This is a genomic window from Janthinobacterium sp. 64, from assembly GCF_002813325.1.
Taxonomy (GTDB): Bacteria; Pseudomonadota; Gammaproteobacteria; order Burkholderiales; family Burkholderiaceae_D; genus Janthinobacterium.
In genome coordinates this window covers 437,000-452,772 of the sequence record NZ_PHUG01000001.1, presented here as the reverse complement: position 1 = coordinate 452,772, position 15,773 = coordinate 437,000, and the positions used below count along the sequence as shown (strand labels likewise).

Genomic DNA, 15,773 nt, shown 5'->3' with positions numbered 1-15,773 from the left:
ACAAAAATTTGATGCCGAAATCAGGGTAAGCCAGTCAAACTGACTGACTGACTGACTGACTGACTGACTGACTGACTGACTGACTGCTTCTGGCCTATTGTCTTGACATTGTCGAGCGGCAACCATTCCGGGATGCCTCGGACCTCCAAGCAGTCGGTGATCGTTCAATAGCGGTGGTTCTGGCCAGTCCAGGCTGGCAGGATTTCTATGTAATCGTCAACGTACCCGCGTTTTTCAACACAATAGTCCCAAAGCGGACACAGGACTATGCAGATGAGCGCAATGCCTATTTCAGGCGTTGAACTGCGTTGAGTACATTGACATCAGGTTGAAGGAAGAAGCCACACTTCAGTTCCTATTGGAATATCACCTTTCTTAACGTTTCTTGGCAAAAGGATTGGCGCTGTGATGACCTTTGGTCTGGGACGGCGCCCTATCATTTCCACGCCTTGAATCACAGTGTCAAAGCTATGCCCATCTGGCTTGCGCAAGCGCAGACCATCCCCGATTCGAACTCGTTGGCTACCTTGCTCTGCCGAGGGCCCAGGGGCAAGAACGCATCCACGACCGGTAATTTGAAAAGCATCCTCGACTATAAAAAGTAGAATCGGGTCCATGTCTCAATCCTTCTGTTCGAAACCGCTGATACTGGCCGGTTGCCGTAGTGGCCAGGTTCCACCCCGTTGCATACCTTAAGGATGACTGCCGACAATCCACGAATCGGTTTCTCGATGCTTGTTAAGCCCAACTGTATCAAACTGATCTTCGTTGTCGAGAGGCTGCACACCAAGCCAACCAAGCCAACCAAGCGCCAGATTGATGGCGTCGTCTGAAACGACAACGAGCGTATCGGCGCCTTGCCCTGGAATCAATACGTGAGCTTGCATGCCACTTCCACCGAAGAACTCTGCTTCGATATATGCAACTGGCCCGTGAGCGCCAAGCGTGGAACATATATTCTGTAGAGCCCCTTAGCAAAAATTCCTTGCTTGGCGATAATGGCTTGAATTGAATAACTCATACGTTAGGAATGTGGTTTGTAGAAGGAAACGTTACGTCCGCTCTTGGCCGGTTGCCGTCGCTGCCGGCTTCAGCCCCAAAACGGACACTTGAGCGTAGGCATGATGATATTGAGTTCTACCCAAGATCGAGATCTTCGTGCACCACCTCAAATGCAAGAAGCATCTCCACGCCTTCTTGATCGTCGCAGTCAATCAATAGCTCGCCGGAATCGAGTATGTCAGTGATTGGAATCGTCATGCCGAATGTGCCACTCAATCCAATATGAAGTGACATCTCAGTGGATACAGTTCCCGACGATAATGAGCCACGAACAATTGCCAACCGGCCGTTGCCATAATCTTCGATCGAGGTGCAATGAAAATTTGTTCTCACGAGCAGCCTAATGTAAATGATCAGCGGCGCAGCTAAGCTCGGCTGAAGGAAGAGCTAAAAGCGCGACCGGCCTCTTCTGGACGCTTGCCGCCGTTGGCAGTCTCAGCCTTCAAGGCTGAATGGCTGCCATTTCCTGTGTGGCGCGCACGAAGTCCATAGTCCAGTTCGTTTCCCATGTTCTTCCTTGGTCCTTGGAAAAAGCCTGATCCCAACGGGGATTTTCCCCAGGGGTGGCAGTCCAGGTAAAGCGTACTTTTATTGCCTGGCCATCGAGTAGGTCATCTGCAAAAAATACGCCGATGTGATTGGAAAACTTTCCAACGACAGGGACATCGAGCGTCGTCGGCTTGCGTGCATCGAGCCACCAGATCGACCAGGCGTCGGATTTCACACAAAACGAGCGCAGGGCAAGGGCCCGGAAGCTACCTTCCGGGAAATAGAGAACGTTGTCCTCCAGGTTTCCAAAGCCACCCAGTGTCTTGACGGTCGAAGAGAGCCCGTCAAACTCCGTCCATTCCTTGCAATTGGTGAATCTGGAATTGAGCCGGCGATGTTTCACCAGCCAATCGCCGATGATGAAATCAAAATCTAGGGGGGCGTTTTTCTCGGCGGGCAAGTGCATTGATGGTTTCCTGGAATTAATATAGGACGCTGCTCGGCCTGACTTTGCATTGCCGACATGGGCCAGCGCGGCCGTAGAGAATAGCAAATTGCGGGTAAGAAAAATACATACATTGTCACATCCGTCAGATGTCCGCTGCTGGCCGCCTGCCGCCAACATCCGCAATCGCCCCGTTACGGCAAGCTGTGCCGGAACGTCGGCTCGATATTGCGCGCATGCAGCCAGCGCACGATGTCTTCCAGCGTGGCGTCCTGCAGCAGCAAGCCCGGCGCAGTGGCGGACGTTATCACTGGCAATACGGCGGCGACGGGAGCGGGCACGGCGACAGCCAGCCCCGCATGTCCCTGCAATTTCGCCAGCGCCTGCGCGAACTGGGCGGGGTTGATGCTGCGCAAGCTTTCCAGGAAGCCCAGCTGGGCGGATGGCGGCGGCGGCATGTCCAGGCCAGGTTCGTCGACGAAGGCGGCGCCCATGCTGGGGTGGATGAAGGCGGCCCACTTGCCCGACGGCTGCAAACATGGCGGCAGCGCCACCTGCTCCACGTAGTCTGGCGGCGCGGTGGCGAGGATGTCGGTCGAGGCAGGTAAAAAGGTCGAGCGCAGCAGCTGCGCGAACTGGCGCGCCTGGGCGACGGGCACGGGCGTGGCCAGCGACAGCCACAGCTGGAACGCCGTGCCCGAGATGCTGACGGCGGGCGCCGGCAAGTCCAGCTCATGCTGCACGGCATTGGCAATCGTGCACAGCGCGCTCCAGTGCGCTTCGCCGCCGCCCTTGCCGCCAAACTCCAGCACCAGCGCGCGCGTCAGGCCGCTTTCGGTCACGAGTTGTACGGCCACCGTCTGTTCGCCCGACAGATGGCGCGCCAGCACGGCCGGCGTCAACGGCTGCGCGCCGCCCTGCGCATCGACGTAGTGCTGCTGTTCCTCGAACAGGTACAGTCGGGTGAGTTCGGAAATCAGTTTATGCATGGGCGGCCTCGTAATGACGTTGAGCAACACTTGTCAACGTGCCCGGATTATAGCCTCCCCTGCCCAAAGAAGTTCCCTGATGCGATGACGTTCCGCCGGCGCGGCCGATGGCCGTTTGAGCCAGCGCAATCGTGCACCGGGCAGAAATAGTCGCCACGCGAACATGCGTTTACCGTGCGACGGCGCAGGTCTATAGTGGCATCTTCCCCACCTTTTCAAGGACAGGATCGCCATGAAACTCTTTTACTCGCCGGGCGCCTGCTCGCAGGCGCCGCACATCATCCTGCGCGAAACGGGCACGCCATTCACCTTGGTCAAGGTCGACCTGGGACAGCACCGCACGCAGGAAGGCGGCAATTACTATGAACTCAACCCGAAGGGACAAGTGCCGCTGCTGGCACTCGACGATGGAACGACCTTGAGCGAAGGCCCCGTCATCGCCCAGTACATCGCCGAACGGGCCGGCAAGCAGGATCTATTGCCGCCCGTGGGCAGCTTGGCCCGCTACAAGGTGCTGGAGTGGCAGAACTACATCACGTCCGAGCTGCATAAATCGTTCAGCCCCCTGTTCGATTCCCGCATCGACACGGCCACCAAGGCCTTATTCATTGAGCAACTGGGCAAGAAATACAAATGGGTGGATAGCCGCCTGGAAGGCCAGGACTACCTGACGGGCGACACGTTCACGGTGGCCGACGCCTACCTGTTCGTCATCACGGGCTGGGCGCCGGGCCTGGGCGTGGATTTGTCCGCGCTGGCGAATGTGCAAGCCTTCCTGGCAAGAGTCGCCCAGCGCGACAGCGTCAAGGCTGCCTGGGAAGCGGAAGGACTGGCCAAGGCCGTCTGAACGCCGTTGCACGGGGTTTCCCTGGGCTGGCTCCCGTGCTAAGATCGTGGCGTCGAAAAAGGTGGACCGGCGTGGTGAGCCCCGGTCAGCCGTCCGCCTGCGGACGGTCATATTCCAGCCCTGGGGGCCGCGGACCACGACGAAAAGCGGACGTGCGCCGTTTTTTCGTCGGCGTGCGTTCCGTCACCCTGCAGCCTGAACGGCGTTGCGCCTGCCGCGAAAATTCACCACGTCCTTGACCGAGTGTGCTCTGCACAACATCCAGGACGACATCATGAACCCAGCTTCAATCCACACCCCTGTACTCATCATCGGCGGCAGTCTCGTCGGACTTTCAGCCTCGCTCTTCCTCGCATGGCGGGGCGTGCCGCATATTCTCGTTGAAAAACACCACGGCAGCGCCGCCCACCCCCGCGCCACGGGCTTTACGGAACACACGCTGGAATTTTTCCGCGCCGCCGGCATCGCCGAACGCATTCCCCAGGTGCCGCACGGCGCCACCGTGCGCCGCGCCCGCGTGGCAAGCCTGGCGGGTCAGCACTTCGAAGAATTGCCATGGACGCCAGGCCAGCCGGAAGAGCGCGACGGCAAGGCTTCGCCCACGACCGGCGCCGCCATCGCCCAGGACTTGCTGGAACCGATACTGCGCGAAGCTGCCCGCGCACGCGGCGCCGACCTGCGCACGGGCGTGGAACTGCTGGCCGTGCAGCAGGATGCGCAGCGCGTCACGGCGCAGCTGCGCCAGCGCGACACGGGCGCATGCTATGCCGTCACGGCCGATTACCTGATCGCCGCCGATGGCGCGGCCAGCCCCATCCGCGAACAGCTGGGCATCGCGCGCCAGGGGGCCGGTCCCCTGCGCGTGCTGCGCAGCGTGCTGTTCCGCTGCGCGGAGGCGGACGCCTTTCTGGAACGGGGCATCCGTCAGTTCGACATCGACCAGCCAGGCTTTCAGGGTTTCCTGGGCACATATTCCGATGGGCGCTGGTTCCTCATGTTTGAAGAGCAAAGCGAGAGCACCGACGAACAATTGCGGGCGCTGGTCCGCCAGGCCTTGGGCAAGGACATGGCGTTCGAACTCATCACCACCGGGCGCTGGGAGCTGGCCGGCCTGATCGCGGACAGGTTCAGCGAGGGGCGCATTTTCCTGGCCGGCGATGCGGCCCATCAATTGCCGCCCACGCGCGGTGGCTACGGCGCCAACACGGGCATCGACGACGTCTACAACCTGGCATGGAAGCTGCAAAGGGTCGTGCGGCAGCAATCGCGCCCCGCCCTGCTCGACACCTATACGGATGAGCGCCGGCCCATCGCCTGGCTGCGGCACCAGCAAACCTTCGCCCGGCCGGACTACGCGAAATGGGTCGGCGACGGCTACCAGAACGAACCCTTGTATGGCAACCTGGCGATGGAACTGGGCCAGTTGACGCGATCTGGCGCCATCCTTGGCGCTGGCGCGGCGCTGCCACCGGCCGCCCATCCGCGCGACTGGGCCGGCCAGCCAGGCACGCGCGCGCCCCACGTATGGGTCCGGCATCGGGGCAACAGCATCTCCAGCATCGACCTGTTGACCGAGGATTTCGTGCTGCTGACGGCCGATCCCCGCTGGTCCGCCGCCGCCGCGCACCTATCGTTGAAGACCTTGCTGGCCGGCGCCGACGTGCTCTTCCCCTCCGAGCAGGGCTTCGGCGACACTTTCGGCACAGGCGATGACGGCGCCGTGATCGTCCGGCCCGACGGCATCATCGCCTGGCGCTCGGCCCCGGCCGACATGCCGGATGCCACGCTGCTGCACGCCGTGATGGAAAAAATCGCCTTGCCGCACGGCTGACGGCAACGGCGGCGCCGCGCTGTGCGAAAATGCCCGCCTCTGCCATAGACGGATGTTACCCATGCCGCACGCTGCCCTCGCTACCATTGCTACCCTTTCCGAGCGCGACACGCGCCGCATCGCGCGCCACGCCCAGGCAGCCGATGCGGCCCGCTTCCTGCATCCGGTGCAGCAAGCCTTGCTGCACCGGCGCGGCTGGCTGACGATGCTGGCGCCGCGCAGCGCGGGCGGCGCCGAGCTGCCCCTGCCGCAAGTGGTGCGCCTGGAAGAAGCCGTGGCCGCCGTCGATGGCAGCATGGGCTGGGTGCTGACCCTGTGCGCGGGCGCAGGCTGGTTTGCGGGGTTTTTGGCACCCGGCATGGCGCAGGCCATCATCGGCACGCCGCGCGTCTGCCTGGGCGGCAGCGGCGCGGCCACCGGTGATGCCGAGGAAGAAGGCGGCGGCTACCGCATCACGGGCAGCTGGGACTACGCCAGCGGCGCGCCGATGGCCACGCACTTCACCCTGAACGCCCGGCTGCGGCGCGATGGCCAGCCCCTGCTCGATGACGAAGGCAATCCGCGCATCCGCGCCTTCCTCGTGCCCGCCGCGCTGGTGCAGCTGCTGCCTTCGTGGAACAGCCTCGGCATGCGCGCCAGCGCCTCGCACAGCTACCGGATCGACGGCCAGTGGCTTGCCAAGGAACATGGTTTCACCATCGACGCCAGCGCCGCGACGGCCGGCGGTCCCCTGTACCGCTACCCTTTCTATTCACTCGCCTACGTGACCCTGGCCGCCAACGTGGCCGGCATGGCAGCGCATTTCATGCAACTGGCCGAAGAGTGCATGCGCCACCGCCGCCATGCGCGCGCCGGCTTGCCGTTGCTCGACGTGCCGGAAGTGGCCGCCATGCTGCAAGGCAAGAAAGACGCATTTATCGCCGCCCGCGTCCGCTTTTATGCCGTGCTGGATGCCAGCTGGGCCCAGGTAGCGGGCGGCGTGGCGCTCGAGGCGGACGCCATGCGGGCCGTACAGACGAGTTCACTGGACCTGGTCGCCGCCTGCCGCGCGGCCGTCGATGGCCTGTATCCGTATTGCGGCCTGTACGCGGCCCGCGAAGACAGCACCATCAACCGCGTCTGGCGCGATTTTCACACGGCCAGCCAGCATGCATTGCTGCTGCCCTGACAGGCGCATGGCTGAAAAGGCTGCCGGGCGCCATGCAGGCCGGATTGCCTGATACTATGGGAGCATTGCTACTTCCCGCTCCCCTACCCATGCACGTCAACACGCTCAGCAGCCTGGCGCAACTCCTGGCCAGCGCCGAAACGGAAACCCTGGCCTTTCCCACCAGCATTAATACGGCCCTGCTGCTGCAAAAGGAACTGGCCAACCCCGATTGCCACTCGCCCGACATCAGCCGCCTGCTGCTGTGCGAACCGACCTTGTCGGCGCGCGCCGTGGCGCTGGCCAATTCGGCCCTGTTCGCGCCCGGCCAGGCGAGCGCCATCACCAGCGTGCGCGCCGCCGTCGAGCGGCTGGGGCACCGCAACCTGTATGCGCTGGCGACGGCGGCCGTCATCCGCCAGCTGAACGCAGGCATCCGCGACGAAGCCTTGCGCGCCCGCGCCACCCAGCTGTGGGCGCACACCGTGCACGTGGCGGCGCTGGCGCATGCGCTGGCAGGCGCCGTCACGCACACGGATGCCGATACGGCCCTGTTCGCCGGCATCGTGCATGAAGTGGCCGGCTTTTATTTGCTGGCCCAGGCCGACAAGACCCCGGGCCTGTACGCCCACCTGGAAACGCAGATGGCGTCCGCGCTGGAAGTGATCGGCCGCGCGCTGATGCGCCAGCTGGGCGTGCCGCTGCCCGTGGCCGATGCCGTCAATACCTTGCCCGGCTCGACCATCATGCTGCCGCCCGAGGGCTTGCGCGACACCCTGCTGCTGGCCAAGGCGCTGGCACCCGTGCCCTCGCCGCTGCCGCAGGCCGGCATCACCGTCAGCGCGCCGCTGCAAGCCTACCTGGACAATGATCCCGTGCTGCAGATGCTGCGCACGCAGCCGTCAGCCGAAGCGAAGGGCCTGATCGAGGTACTGCTCAGCTGATGGCCGATCTGCTATCATGGCGCAGGCCGGGATGGACCCGGCGCTTTCATTGACGTGCACTGGAAAACTGCCTTGACTACCTCCCTACGCATGCTCGGCCTGGCCGCAGCTTTGACCATGGCGTGCAACGCCAACGCCGACAGCTTCGTTTCCTCGGCCTCCAGCGCCGGCTCCCAGTCGAGCGGCAGCATTTCCGATTCGCTCAACGGTTCGAGCAACAGCTCCTCGCGCGACAACAAGGTGGCCAATGGCCCCTACCGCATCATCGACGTGGCCGTCCTGCCGGGCCGCGACGGCATGACGCGTCTGACCATGCAGGCCGACGCCACGGCAACGCCGCTGGTGCTGGACTTGCCGCAGGCGGCGCTCGACAAGCAGCAGCTGGCGCAGGGCGACGTGGTGCATGCGCAAAACCGCGCCTACGGCATCGAATTTTCGCGCAACGACACGCGCGCCGCCTTCTTCCTCGTGCTGGCCGACGACTGGTACGGCGAAATGGCCACGCGTCCCGTCAGCCTTTGATCCGTTTTCTCGCGAGACTCCCGGCACTGCTGCTGGGCGTTTGCGCCATCGTCGGCGCCGGCGCGGCGCAGGCGGGCACCTCGCTCGCCTCCTCGCGCTTTTGCGACCGCGCGCAGGAACTCACGGCCACGGAACAAGACCGGCTGTTGCGCTTTGCCGCCGTCGTGCGCGAGGAACTGGCCGCCAGCGAAGGCAGCGTGGCCCTGATCAGCCGCTCCGGCCTGGACCTGGCGCGCTTCGGCATCCGCTATTCGCATGCGGCGCTGGCCTGGCGCCACGACAATGACCGCGGCTGGTCCGCGCGCCAGCTGTACTACGCCTGCGACGAAGGCCGCCCGCGCATCTTCGACCAGGGCACGGCCGGTTTCGCCATGGGCACGGCAAACCCATCTCTTGGCTACATCTCTGTCGTGAAACTGCCGGCCGAAAGCGTGCCGCCCCTGCGCCGCGCCCTGCTCGACCCCGTGCGCGTGCAGCAATTGCTGGCGGGCCGCTACAGCGCCAATGCCTATGCCTACAGCCTGAAATACCAGAATTGCAATCAGTGGGTGGCGGAAATGCTGGCCGCCGCCTGGGGCGAACTGGCGGCCGGCGGCGACTTGCGCGCGCGCGCCCAGGACTGGCTGCGCGCCGCGCCTTACAAGCCCGCTCCCGTCGATGTGGGTGCGCGCTGGCTGATGCTGGGATCGATCTTCGTGCCCCTCGTGCACATGGACGACCACCCGCAGGAAGCCATCGGCACGATGCAGCTGGAAGTGAGCTTGCCGGCCAGCCTGGAAGCGTTTGCGCGCCAGCGCCTGCCCGCCAGCGAGCGCGTGGAAATCTGCCACGACGGCAAGCAGGTGGTGGTGCACCGTGGCTGGGATGCGATCGCCGACGGCTGCGTGCCCGGCCCGAACGACCGGGTCATCGCCCTCGACGATACGCAGCACGACACTCCCTGACGACAGTCCCTAAGCAGCGGCCAGCGCCGCTTCGACCTGATCGAGCAACTGTGCTGGCGCCAATCCCTGCCCCATCCGGCGGGCCACTTCGACGCACGCCAGCTGGACCTCGGGCGCGGCCAGCAGGCGCGCAAGCTGCCGCCGCATGCGTCCCGCCGACAGACGCCTGGCCAGCAAGACATCCCCCACGCCTAGCCGCTTGATCCTCCAGCCGTTGTCGAACTGGTCGTACGCGAACGGCACGATCAGTTGCGGAATGCCCGCGCGGAAAGCGTCCGCGCTGGTGCCGATGCCGCCGTGGTGCACCACGGCCGCCACGCGCGGCAGCAGGGCCGCAAATGGCACGTGCGCCTGCCACATCACGCTGGCGGGCAAATGCTGCGGCACTTGCGCCGCATGGGGCGTGAGGAACAGGCCGCGCCGTCCCAGCCGCCGCAACACTTCCAGGGCGATGCTGAAATAGCGCTGCGCGTGCTGGTGCCCGGTACCGGGCGTGAAGACGATGGGCGGCTCGCCCTCGTCCAGAAAGCGTTCCAGCTCCGGTGGCAGCGCCGCAGCACCATGCGGGGCCGCGCCGGGGAAACCGGTTTGCACGAAATGCGGCGGCCAGTCCGCCTGCGGGGCGGCGAACCAGGCGGGAAACAGCCCCAGCGAGGCATCCGGCGCGGCCAGCATGTGCGCAAAAAAATGCGCTTCGGGCGGCAGCCCGTGCTGCGCGCGCGCCCCGTTCAGGCCAGGCAGCAGCACCGGGTCGACCATGCCGCGGTGGATCAGCCGCCACAGGGCCTGGCGCCAGGCCAGCGGCACCCAGGCGGGAATGCGCAGCGAGCCGGCCGCCAGGAAATCATGGCTGCTGCACAGGTTCGATGGCGCCAGATACGCCGCGACGATGCGCAAGTCAGGACGCACGGAGCGTGCCAGCGCGGCCATCGGCACGAGGAAGGGGTGGCACAGCACCACGCAATCTTCACCGTCCCGCAAGCCTTGCACCACGTCGCGCACGGTGCCCAGGTGCGGCACGAGGCCCCGCCACACCACGCCCCAGCCCTTGCGCTCATCCCACAGGCCCGGATCGCCCAGCATGGCCTGGCCCTCTGCCGCACTGCTGAAGGTGCGATACGGCAGCCTGGACGCCTGCGCTGCCGCTTCCTGCCAGCCTGGCACGAGCAGCAGCACGCGCCGCCCCCGTTGCTGCAAGGCTTGCGCCAGCGCGATAAACGGTTGCATGTCGCCGCCCGTGCCGCTGCTGGCAACGATGACGAGCGGCGTGACGGCGGCCTGGCCCGCCAGCGGGTCAGCCCGGGGCGGCATCGAGCGCCTCGCCGATCGCATAGAAGCGCCCACCGGCGATATAGTGCAGGCTGCGCCAGGCTGGATCGGCGTCTTCGAAATGCCAGTGCCCGTCGCGGAACACGCGCGTGTCGGCCCAGGCACCCACCACTTCGCCGATGAACAGGTCATATGCGGTCTGGTTGTGCGGCTCGGGGATCAACCGGCAGGCCAGCCAGGCGGAACAGCCGGCCACGAACGGCAAATCATAGCCGTCCATGTGCAACAGCCGCACGCCGGCGCGCGCCAGTTTGTCGGGCTGCGCATCGAGGCTGTGCGTGCCGACGGCATGGGTCAGCTGCAGCTGCGCCGCCGTCGGCACCTGGATGACGAACGTGCCGCTGCCTTCGACGAGCGCGCGCGTGCGCGTCGCCTTGTCCAGCACCACGGTCAGTTTCGGCGGCGAGAAATCGAGGGCGCAAGCCCAGGCGGCGGCCATCACGTTGTCGACGCCCGCATGGCGCGCCGAAACGAGAATGGACGGGCCGTGATTGAGCAGCCGGTAGGCTTTTTCCAGCGGCACGGCGGCGATGTGGTCCCGTTCATTTAGCGACAGCAGCATGTCCCACTGGTCGATGCCGGGCCCAAAGCCGTCTGGCGTCACCTTGACTGGTTCAAAGCCGAAACGCGCATAAAAGGCCTGCGTGTGCTGGCTGGTGTTCATGCTCACCTCGGCCACGCCCGGCACGGCGCGGATGGCGTCCAGGCGCGCCTGTGTCAGCGCGCGGCCCAGTCCCTGGCCCTGCACGTCCTGCGCCACCATGCCCCAGCACAGGCTGGCCACCGTGCCGCCCGCCTCCAGCGCATGGCCGCCGCAGGCGACGATGCGTCCGTCGCGTTCGATGACCAGATACGGATGTGTCGAATTTTCCAGCCAGGCGGCAAAGTCCGCGCGCTCGGACGGGTCGAAAAAGCGCGGCGTATTGCCGTCGAAAAGAGCCAGGCAGGCATCGCGGTCGCCGGCCTGGTAAGGACGCACTGTTTGCATTTTTTGTACTTAAAAAAACATGAATGGCAATTATAAGCGGCGCGCGGTCAAGCCAGTTGTTCCGGGCCGACGACGTGCACGCCCGGCGCGCCGGCCAGCGCCGCTTCCAGCAAGGCGCTGGCGATGCGCGGCGCGGGATTGATGCGCCAGCGCGCCGGCAGCACGGGCCCCAGCACGCGCAGCAGGCGCAAGGCGGCACCCTCGCCCGCCCGCGCCTCCTCGCGTTCGCCGCCGATCAGTCCCGGCCGCACGTGCGTGAGCGAGGCAAAACCCAGCTGCTCCAGGTCGCGTTCCAGGTCTCCCTTGACGCGGTTGTAGAAGAAGCGTGAGGCGGCGTTGGCGCCGGCGGCCGAATTGAGCGCATACGTGCGCGTGCCGGCCACCAGCGCCAGGCGCGCCACGGCCAGCGGATAGTCGTGGTCCACGCGCAAGAACGCCTGCCGCGTGCCCGCCACCTTCATGGTCGTGCCCAGGGTGCAGATGACGGCGTCCGCCTGCCACCATGGCGCGTCCGCCGGCAAGCGGTCGAAGTCGACGCGCGGCGCTTCCAATTTGGCATGCGCTGGCAAGACCTTGCGCACGGGCGCGACGATGGCCGTGACGCGACCGTCAGCCAGCGCCAGGCGCAGCACTTCGCGGCCCACCAGGCCCGTGGCGCCTATCAGTATCAGTTTCATTCCTTCTCCCGCATGCACTGGACGCCACACGATACAGTATCAGGCGCCCGCGTGCGTGTGATAGATCTTGCTGACAATGGTCCACTCGCCCTGCACCTTGAGCAGATTGAAAAAGTCGGTGAAGCGGAAGCCCGAGATGTCGTCCGTATCGACGCGCGCGCTGGCCGCCGTGCCCACGATATCGATCCGCGCGATGGCCGCCCTTGCCTGCGGCGATGGACGGAAGGCGCTGTCGATGATTTCGAACAGGCCTTCGATGGGTCCGCCCGTCAGCTTGTCTTCACCGTCGACGCCGAAAATGGTGGCCTCGCCGCTGAAGGCCGGGCGCATGATGCTGCTGTCGGCCTGCGCGCCGCCCGCATTGTATTGATTCAGCACGGCGACGATGGCCTGGTAATCCTGCACATAAGTGGTGGTGTTCATGTTGCGCTCCTTGGGTGGGTGAAAAGAAAAATCAGGACTGGCTGGGTGGCCAGTCGGTGTAGCCGACGGCGCCGCCGCCGTAATACGCCGCGCGCGGCGCCACGGTCAGCGGCACGCCATGGCGCAGGCGCGCCACGAGGTCCGGGTTGGCGATGAAGGGACGGCCAAACGCCACCGCATCGACCTTGCCTTGCGCGCGGCGCGCCTGCGCCAGCGGCAAGTCGTAATGGTTGTTGCCGATGTAGGGGCCGGTGAACAGCGCGCGCAGCGCATCGAGATCGACGCCATCGGGCACGTCGCGCGAGGTGGCCGTGGCGCCCTCGACGAAGTGCAGATACGCCAGAGCGTGGCGGTTCAGTTGCTTGATCAGGTAGCCATAGGTGGCCATCACGTCGCTGTCGACGGGCGTGTTGCCCGCGTCGGGCGTGACGGGCGACAAACGGATGCCTACCCTTGCTGCGCCCCACACTTGCACCACGGCGTCGGTCACTTCCAGGGTCAGGCGCGCGCGGTTGTCGATGCTGCCGCCATAAGCGTCCGTGCGCCGGTTGGTGGAATCGCGCAGGAACTGGTCGAGCAGGTAGCTATTGGCCGAATGCACCTCGACGCCATCGAAACCGGCGCGCAGCGCGCATGCGGCCGCATGCGCGTACTGGGCAACGATGCCGGCGATTTCCCGCGTGTCCAGCGCGCGCGGCATGGACACGGGCTGCATGCCGCTGGCCATGTAGGTGCTGCCCTCGGCCCGGATGGCGGAAGGCGCGACGGGCGCGGCGCCGCCGGGCTGCAGACTCGTATGGGAAAAGCGTCCCACGTGCCACAGCTGGCAAACGATCTTGCCACCGGCCGCATGCACGGCGTCCGTCACCAGCTTCCAGCCCGCCACCTGCTCGTCCGTCCAGATGCCCGGTGTCATCGCATAGCCGCGCGCCTGGGGCGAGATATTCGTCGCTTCGCTGATGATCAGGCCGGCGCTGGCGCGCTGGGCGTAATACTCGGCGTGCAAGGCGTTCGGCACGCCATCGTCGCCCATGCGGCTGCGCGTGAGCGGCGCCATGACGATGCGGTTGGCCAGGGCCAGCGCGCCCAGGTCGACGGGAGAAAATAGATCGCTTTCATGCTGTTCCGTCATCGTACTGCTTTCATATTGTGCGAGAGGTCAATATAACTGACCGGTCGTCTAGTTAATAGGTAAAAAAACGGCTAGGACAGCAGCCGTTGCGTGGTGGACATGGCCGCGTCGAACGGTCCGCCGTTCCTGGCCACCTTGACCATTAGAGACGCGCCCAGCCACAGCTGGTACAGCGATTCGGCCAGCACGCGGGCGGGCGTCGCCGACGCCACGGAACCGTCGAGGTGGCCCGCTTCGATGCATTGCGTCAGGCGGTCCAGGATGGCGCCCGTGCCCTGCTGCAGCACGGCGCCCATGTCCACGGACAGGTCGCACACTTCGGCGCCCAGCTTGACCACCAGGCATTTGCCTTCCGGCGCGCTGCCGGCCTGCGTCGCGCGCCAGTAGTCAAAATACGCGAGCAGGCGCGCGCGGGCGGTGCCCGCGCCACCCAGCAAGGCGTCGACTGTCTGCAGATAAGTGGTGAAATAATCGTCGAGCAAGGCTTGGCCAAACTCTTCCTTCGACTTGAAGTAATAGTAGAACGAGCCTTTCGGCACGCCGGCCGCCGCCACCAGTTCGGCCAGGCCCACGGCCGTATAGCCCTTCTCGGCCATCAGGGCCTTGGCGATATCGATCAGGTGCTGGCGCATGTCAGCGGAAGATTTTTTGCTCATGCGGCCAGTATAGCAAAAAAATCTGACCGGTCGTCTAGTAAACCATTGCCTGCTCCGCCATCACCCCAGGCGCAGCGCAAGCGCCGCCAGGGTCACGAGCAGCACGGGCATGGTCAGCACGATGCCGACGCGGAAATAGTAGCCCCAGGAAATGTGGATGTTCTTGCTGTCGAGCACGTGCAGCCATAGCAAGGTAGCCAGGCTGCCGATGGGCGTGATCTTCGGTCCCAGGTCGCTGCCGATGACGTTGGCGTAAATCATCGCTTCGCGCACGGCTCCCTGCGCCGTCGTCGGGTCGATGGCCAGCGCGCCCACGAGCACCGTCGGCAGGTTGTTCATCACCGAAGACAATAAGGCCGTCAGCACGCCCGTGCCCATGGCTGCGCCCCACACGCCGTACTGCGCGAAGTGGTTCAGCATGCCCGTCAGGTACGCCGTCAAGCCCGCATTGCGCAAGCCGTACACGACCAAATACATGCCCAGCGAAAAGACGACGATGTGCCACGGCGCATGACGGATCACGTGGCGCGTGGAAATCACCTGGCCCTTGCCCGCCACGCCCAGCAGCAGCGCGGCACCCACGGCGGCGATCAGGCTGATGGGCACGCCCAAGGCTTCTTGCGAGAAAAATCCCACCAGCAGCAGCGCCAGCACCAGCCAGCCGGCGCGGAAGGTAGCAAGGTCGCGGATGGCGGCGTGCGGGCGCTTCAGTTGCGAGGCATCGTAGTCGCGGGGAATATCCTGGCGGAAAAAGAGCAGCAAGACGCCCAAGGTGGCGGCCACGGCGACGACGTTGACGGGCACCATCACGGAAGCGTACTCGGCAAAGCCGATCTTGAAGAAATCGGCCGAGACGATATTGACCAGGTTCGACACCACCAGCGGCAGGCTGGCCGTGTCGGCAATAAAACCGGCCGCCATCACGTAGGCCAACGTAGCTTTGGCGGAAAATTTCAGCGCGCGCAGCATGGCGATGACGATGGGCGTCAGGATCAGCGCGGCGCCGTCATTGGCGAACACGGCGGACACCAGCGCGCCCAGCAAGACCAGCAGCAAGAACAGTTTGCGTCCGCTGCCCCCTCCCCAGCGGGCCACGTGCAAGGCGGCCCATTCAAAGAAGCCGGCCGCGTCCAGCAGCAGACTGATGATGATCACGGCAACAAACGTGCCGGTGGCGTTCCAGACGATATGCCAGACGACGGGGATGTCGCCCCAATGGATGACGCCGGCCAGCAAGGCGACACCAGCGCCGATGACGGCGCTCCAGCCTATGCCCAGGCCGCGCGGCTGCCAGATGACGAGGGTTAATGTGGCAAGGAAGATGAGGGAAGCGATGAGCATGGCGTAA

Annotated in this window: 17 protein-coding genes and 1 pseudogene; 6 read left to right on the top strand and 12 right to left on the bottom strand. The window is 64.9% G+C overall.

Going from position 1 to position 15,773, the window contains the following annotated elements:
* Positions 1-692 precede the first annotated feature (692 nt).
* From CLU91_RS27700 to CLU91_RS02060, 4 genes are all read right to left on the bottom strand, one after another.
* A complete protein-coding gene (locus CLU91_RS27700; RefSeq protein ID WP_157814546.1) occupies positions 693-887 on the bottom strand; it encodes a hypothetical protein in 195 nt (64 codons plus the stop codon).
* Positions 888-1,137: 250 nt separating this feature from the next.
* Positions 1,138-1,260, bottom strand: a complete 123-nt coding sequence (locus CLU91_RS28660; RefSeq protein ID WP_269800617.1) for a hypothetical protein — start codon at positions 1,258-1,260, stop codon at positions 1,138-1,140.
* Positions 1,261-1,504: 244 nt separating this feature from the next.
* A complete protein-coding gene (locus CLU91_RS02065) occupies positions 1,505-2,017 on the bottom strand; it encodes a DUF1579 domain-containing protein (protein WP_100872769.1) in 513 nt (170 codons plus the stop codon).
* A 173-nt stretch (positions 2,018-2,190) separates the two neighbouring features.
* A complete protein-coding gene (locus CLU91_RS02060; protein ID WP_100872768.1) occupies positions 2,191-2,985 on the bottom strand; it encodes a TOTE conflict system archaeo-eukaryotic primase domain-containing protein in 795 nt (264 codons plus the stop codon).
* 232 nt (positions 2,986-3,217) lie between these two features.
* Between CLU91_RS02060 and gstA the strand changes: the two genes are divergently transcribed.
* From gstA to CLU91_RS02030, 6 genes are all read left to right on the top strand, one after another.
* Positions 3,218-3,832 (top strand): glutathione transferase GstA, encoded by a 615-nt coding sequence (gene gstA / locus CLU91_RS02055; RefSeq protein ID WP_100872767.1) that lies wholly within the window; start codon positions 3,218-3,220, stop codon positions 3,830-3,832.
* Positions 3,833-4,106: 274 nt separating this feature from the next.
* Positions 4,107-5,663: an FAD-dependent monooxygenase gene (locus tag CLU91_RS02050; RefSeq protein ID WP_100876536.1), complete on the top strand. Its 1,557-nt coding sequence runs from the start codon at positions 4,107-4,109 to the stop codon at positions 5,661-5,663.
* Between the two features lie 61 nt (positions 5,664-5,724).
* Complete coding sequence (locus CLU91_RS02045; protein ID WP_100872766.1) at positions 5,725-6,831, top strand: acyl-CoA dehydrogenase; 1,107 nt, start codon at positions 5,725-5,727, stop codon at positions 6,829-6,831.
* Between the two features lie 89 nt (positions 6,832-6,920).
* A complete protein-coding gene (locus CLU91_RS02040) occupies positions 6,921-7,754 on the top strand; it encodes an HDOD domain-containing protein (protein WP_232730587.1) in 834 nt (277 codons plus the stop codon).
* Positions 7,755-7,844: 90 nt separating this feature from the next.
* Positions 7,845-8,276, top strand: coding sequence for a hypothetical protein (locus CLU91_RS02035; RefSeq protein ID WP_100872765.1), 432 nt, complete (start codon positions 7,845-7,847; stop codon positions 8,274-8,276).
* Entirely contained in the window at positions 8,273-9,220 is a 948-nt protein-coding gene (locus CLU91_RS02030) for a DUF2145 domain-containing protein (protein ID WP_442906396.1), read from the top strand. The genes CLU91_RS02035 and CLU91_RS02030 overlap by 4 nt, the downstream gene beginning before the upstream one ends.
* 9 nt (positions 9,221-9,229) lie before the next feature.
* On the opposite strand, the gene CLU91_RS02025 is transcribed toward CLU91_RS02030, so the two are convergent.
* The 8 genes and pseudogenes from CLU91_RS02025 to CLU91_RS01995 form a co-directional block, all read right to left on the bottom strand.
* Positions 9,230-10,531 carry a glycosyltransferase gene (locus tag CLU91_RS02025; RefSeq protein ID WP_157814545.1) on the bottom strand — a complete coding sequence of 434 codons (1,302 nt, stop codon included), beginning with the start codon at positions 10,529-10,531 and terminating at the stop codon, positions 9,230-9,232.
* Positions 10,515-11,111, bottom strand: a complete 597-nt coding sequence (locus CLU91_RS28355) for a flavin reductase family protein (protein WP_232730901.1) — start codon at positions 11,109-11,111, stop codon at positions 10,515-10,517. Before CLU91_RS28355 ends, CLU91_RS02025 begins: the two co-directional genes overlap by 17 nt.
* A 9-nt stretch (positions 11,112-11,120) precedes the next feature.
* Positions 11,121-11,537 (bottom strand): annotated as a pseudogene (locus CLU91_RS28350) (GNAT family N-acetyltransferase); the annotation flags it as partial.
* Positions 11,538-11,584: 47 nt separating this feature from the next.
* Positions 11,585-12,214 carry an NAD(P)H-binding protein gene (locus CLU91_RS02015; RefSeq protein WP_100872762.1) on the bottom strand — a complete coding sequence of 210 codons (630 nt, stop codon included), beginning with the start codon at positions 12,212-12,214 and terminating at the stop codon, positions 11,585-11,587.
* Positions 12,215-12,253: 39 nt separating this feature from the next.
* Positions 12,254-12,637: a nuclear transport factor 2 family protein gene (locus CLU91_RS02010; RefSeq protein WP_100872761.1), complete on the bottom strand. Its 384-nt coding sequence runs from the start codon at positions 12,635-12,637 to the stop codon at positions 12,254-12,256.
* Between the two features lie 31 nt (positions 12,638-12,668).
* Complete coding sequence (locus CLU91_RS02005; RefSeq protein ID WP_100872760.1) at positions 12,669-13,769, bottom strand: alkene reductase; 1,101 nt, start codon at positions 13,767-13,769, stop codon at positions 12,669-12,671.
* Between the two features lie 71 nt (positions 13,770-13,840).
* Positions 13,841-14,425, bottom strand: a complete 585-nt coding sequence (locus tag CLU91_RS02000; protein WP_198521216.1) for a TetR/AcrR family transcriptional regulator — start codon at positions 14,423-14,425, stop codon at positions 13,841-13,843.
* A 60-nt stretch (positions 14,426-14,485) separates the two neighbouring features.
* Positions 14,486-15,766, bottom strand: coding sequence for an arsenic transporter (locus tag CLU91_RS01995; protein ID WP_100872759.1), 1,281 nt, complete (start codon positions 15,764-15,766; stop codon positions 14,486-14,488).
* Positions 15,767-15,773 lie beyond the last annotated feature (7 nt).

Excerpts from the sequence above, each read along its gene's own strand:
- CLU91_RS27700 (WP_157814546.1), bottom strand. The coding sequence starts at position 887 with ATGCAAGCTCACGTATTGATTCCAGGGCAAGGCGCCGATACGCTCGTT.
- CLU91_RS28660 (WP_269800617.1), bottom strand. The coding sequence starts at position 1,260 with ATGACGATTCCAATCACTGACATACTCGATTCCGGCGAGCTATTGATT.
- CLU91_RS02065 (WP_100872769.1), bottom strand. The coding sequence starts at position 2,017 with ATGCACTTGCCCGCCGAGAAAAACGCCCCCCTAGATTTTGATTTCATC.
- CLU91_RS02060 (WP_100872768.1), bottom strand. The coding sequence starts at position 2,985 with ATGCATAAACTGATTTCCGAACTCACCCGACTGTACCTGTTCGAGGAA.
- gstA (WP_100872767.1), top strand. The coding sequence starts at position 3,218 with ATGAAACTCTTTTACTCGCCGGGCGCCTGCTCGCAGGCGCCGCACATC.
- CLU91_RS02050 (WP_100876536.1), top strand. The coding sequence starts at position 4,107 with ATGAACCCAGCTTCAATCCACACCCCTGTACTCATCATCGGCGGCAGT.
- CLU91_RS02045 (WP_100872766.1), top strand. The coding sequence starts at position 5,725 with ATGCCGCACGCTGCCCTCGCTACCATTGCTACCCTTTCCGAGCGCGAC.
- CLU91_RS02040 (WP_232730587.1), top strand. The coding sequence starts at position 6,921 with ATGCACGTCAACACGCTCAGCAGCCTGGCGCAACTCCTGGCCAGCGCC.
- CLU91_RS02035 (WP_100872765.1), top strand. The coding sequence starts at position 7,845 with ATGCTCGGCCTGGCCGCAGCTTTGACCATGGCGTGCAACGCCAACGCC.
- CLU91_RS02025 (WP_157814545.1), bottom strand. The coding sequence starts at position 10,531 with ATGCCGCCCCGGGCTGACCCGCTGGCGGGCCAGGCCGCCGTCACGCCG.
- CLU91_RS28355 (WP_232730901.1), bottom strand. The coding sequence starts at position 11,111 with ATGCTGCTGTCGCTAAATGAACGGGACCACATCGCCGCCGTGCCGCTG.
- CLU91_RS02015 (WP_100872762.1), bottom strand. The coding sequence starts at position 12,214 with ATGAAACTGATACTGATAGGCGCCACGGGCCTGGTGGGCCGCGAAGTG.
- CLU91_RS02010 (WP_100872761.1), bottom strand. The coding sequence starts at position 12,637 with ATGAACACCACCACTTATGTGCAGGATTACCAGGCCATCGTCGCCGTG.
- CLU91_RS02005 (WP_100872760.1), bottom strand. The coding sequence starts at position 13,769 with ATGACGGAACAGCATGAAAGCGATCTATTTTCTCCCGTCGACCTGGGC.
- CLU91_RS02000 (WP_198521216.1), bottom strand. The coding sequence starts at position 14,425 with ATGAGCAAAAAATCTTCCGCTGACATGCGCCAGCACCTGATCGATATC.
- CLU91_RS01995 (WP_100872759.1), bottom strand. The coding sequence starts at position 15,766 with ATGCTCATCGCTTCCCTCATCTTCCTTGCCACATTAACCCTCGTCATC.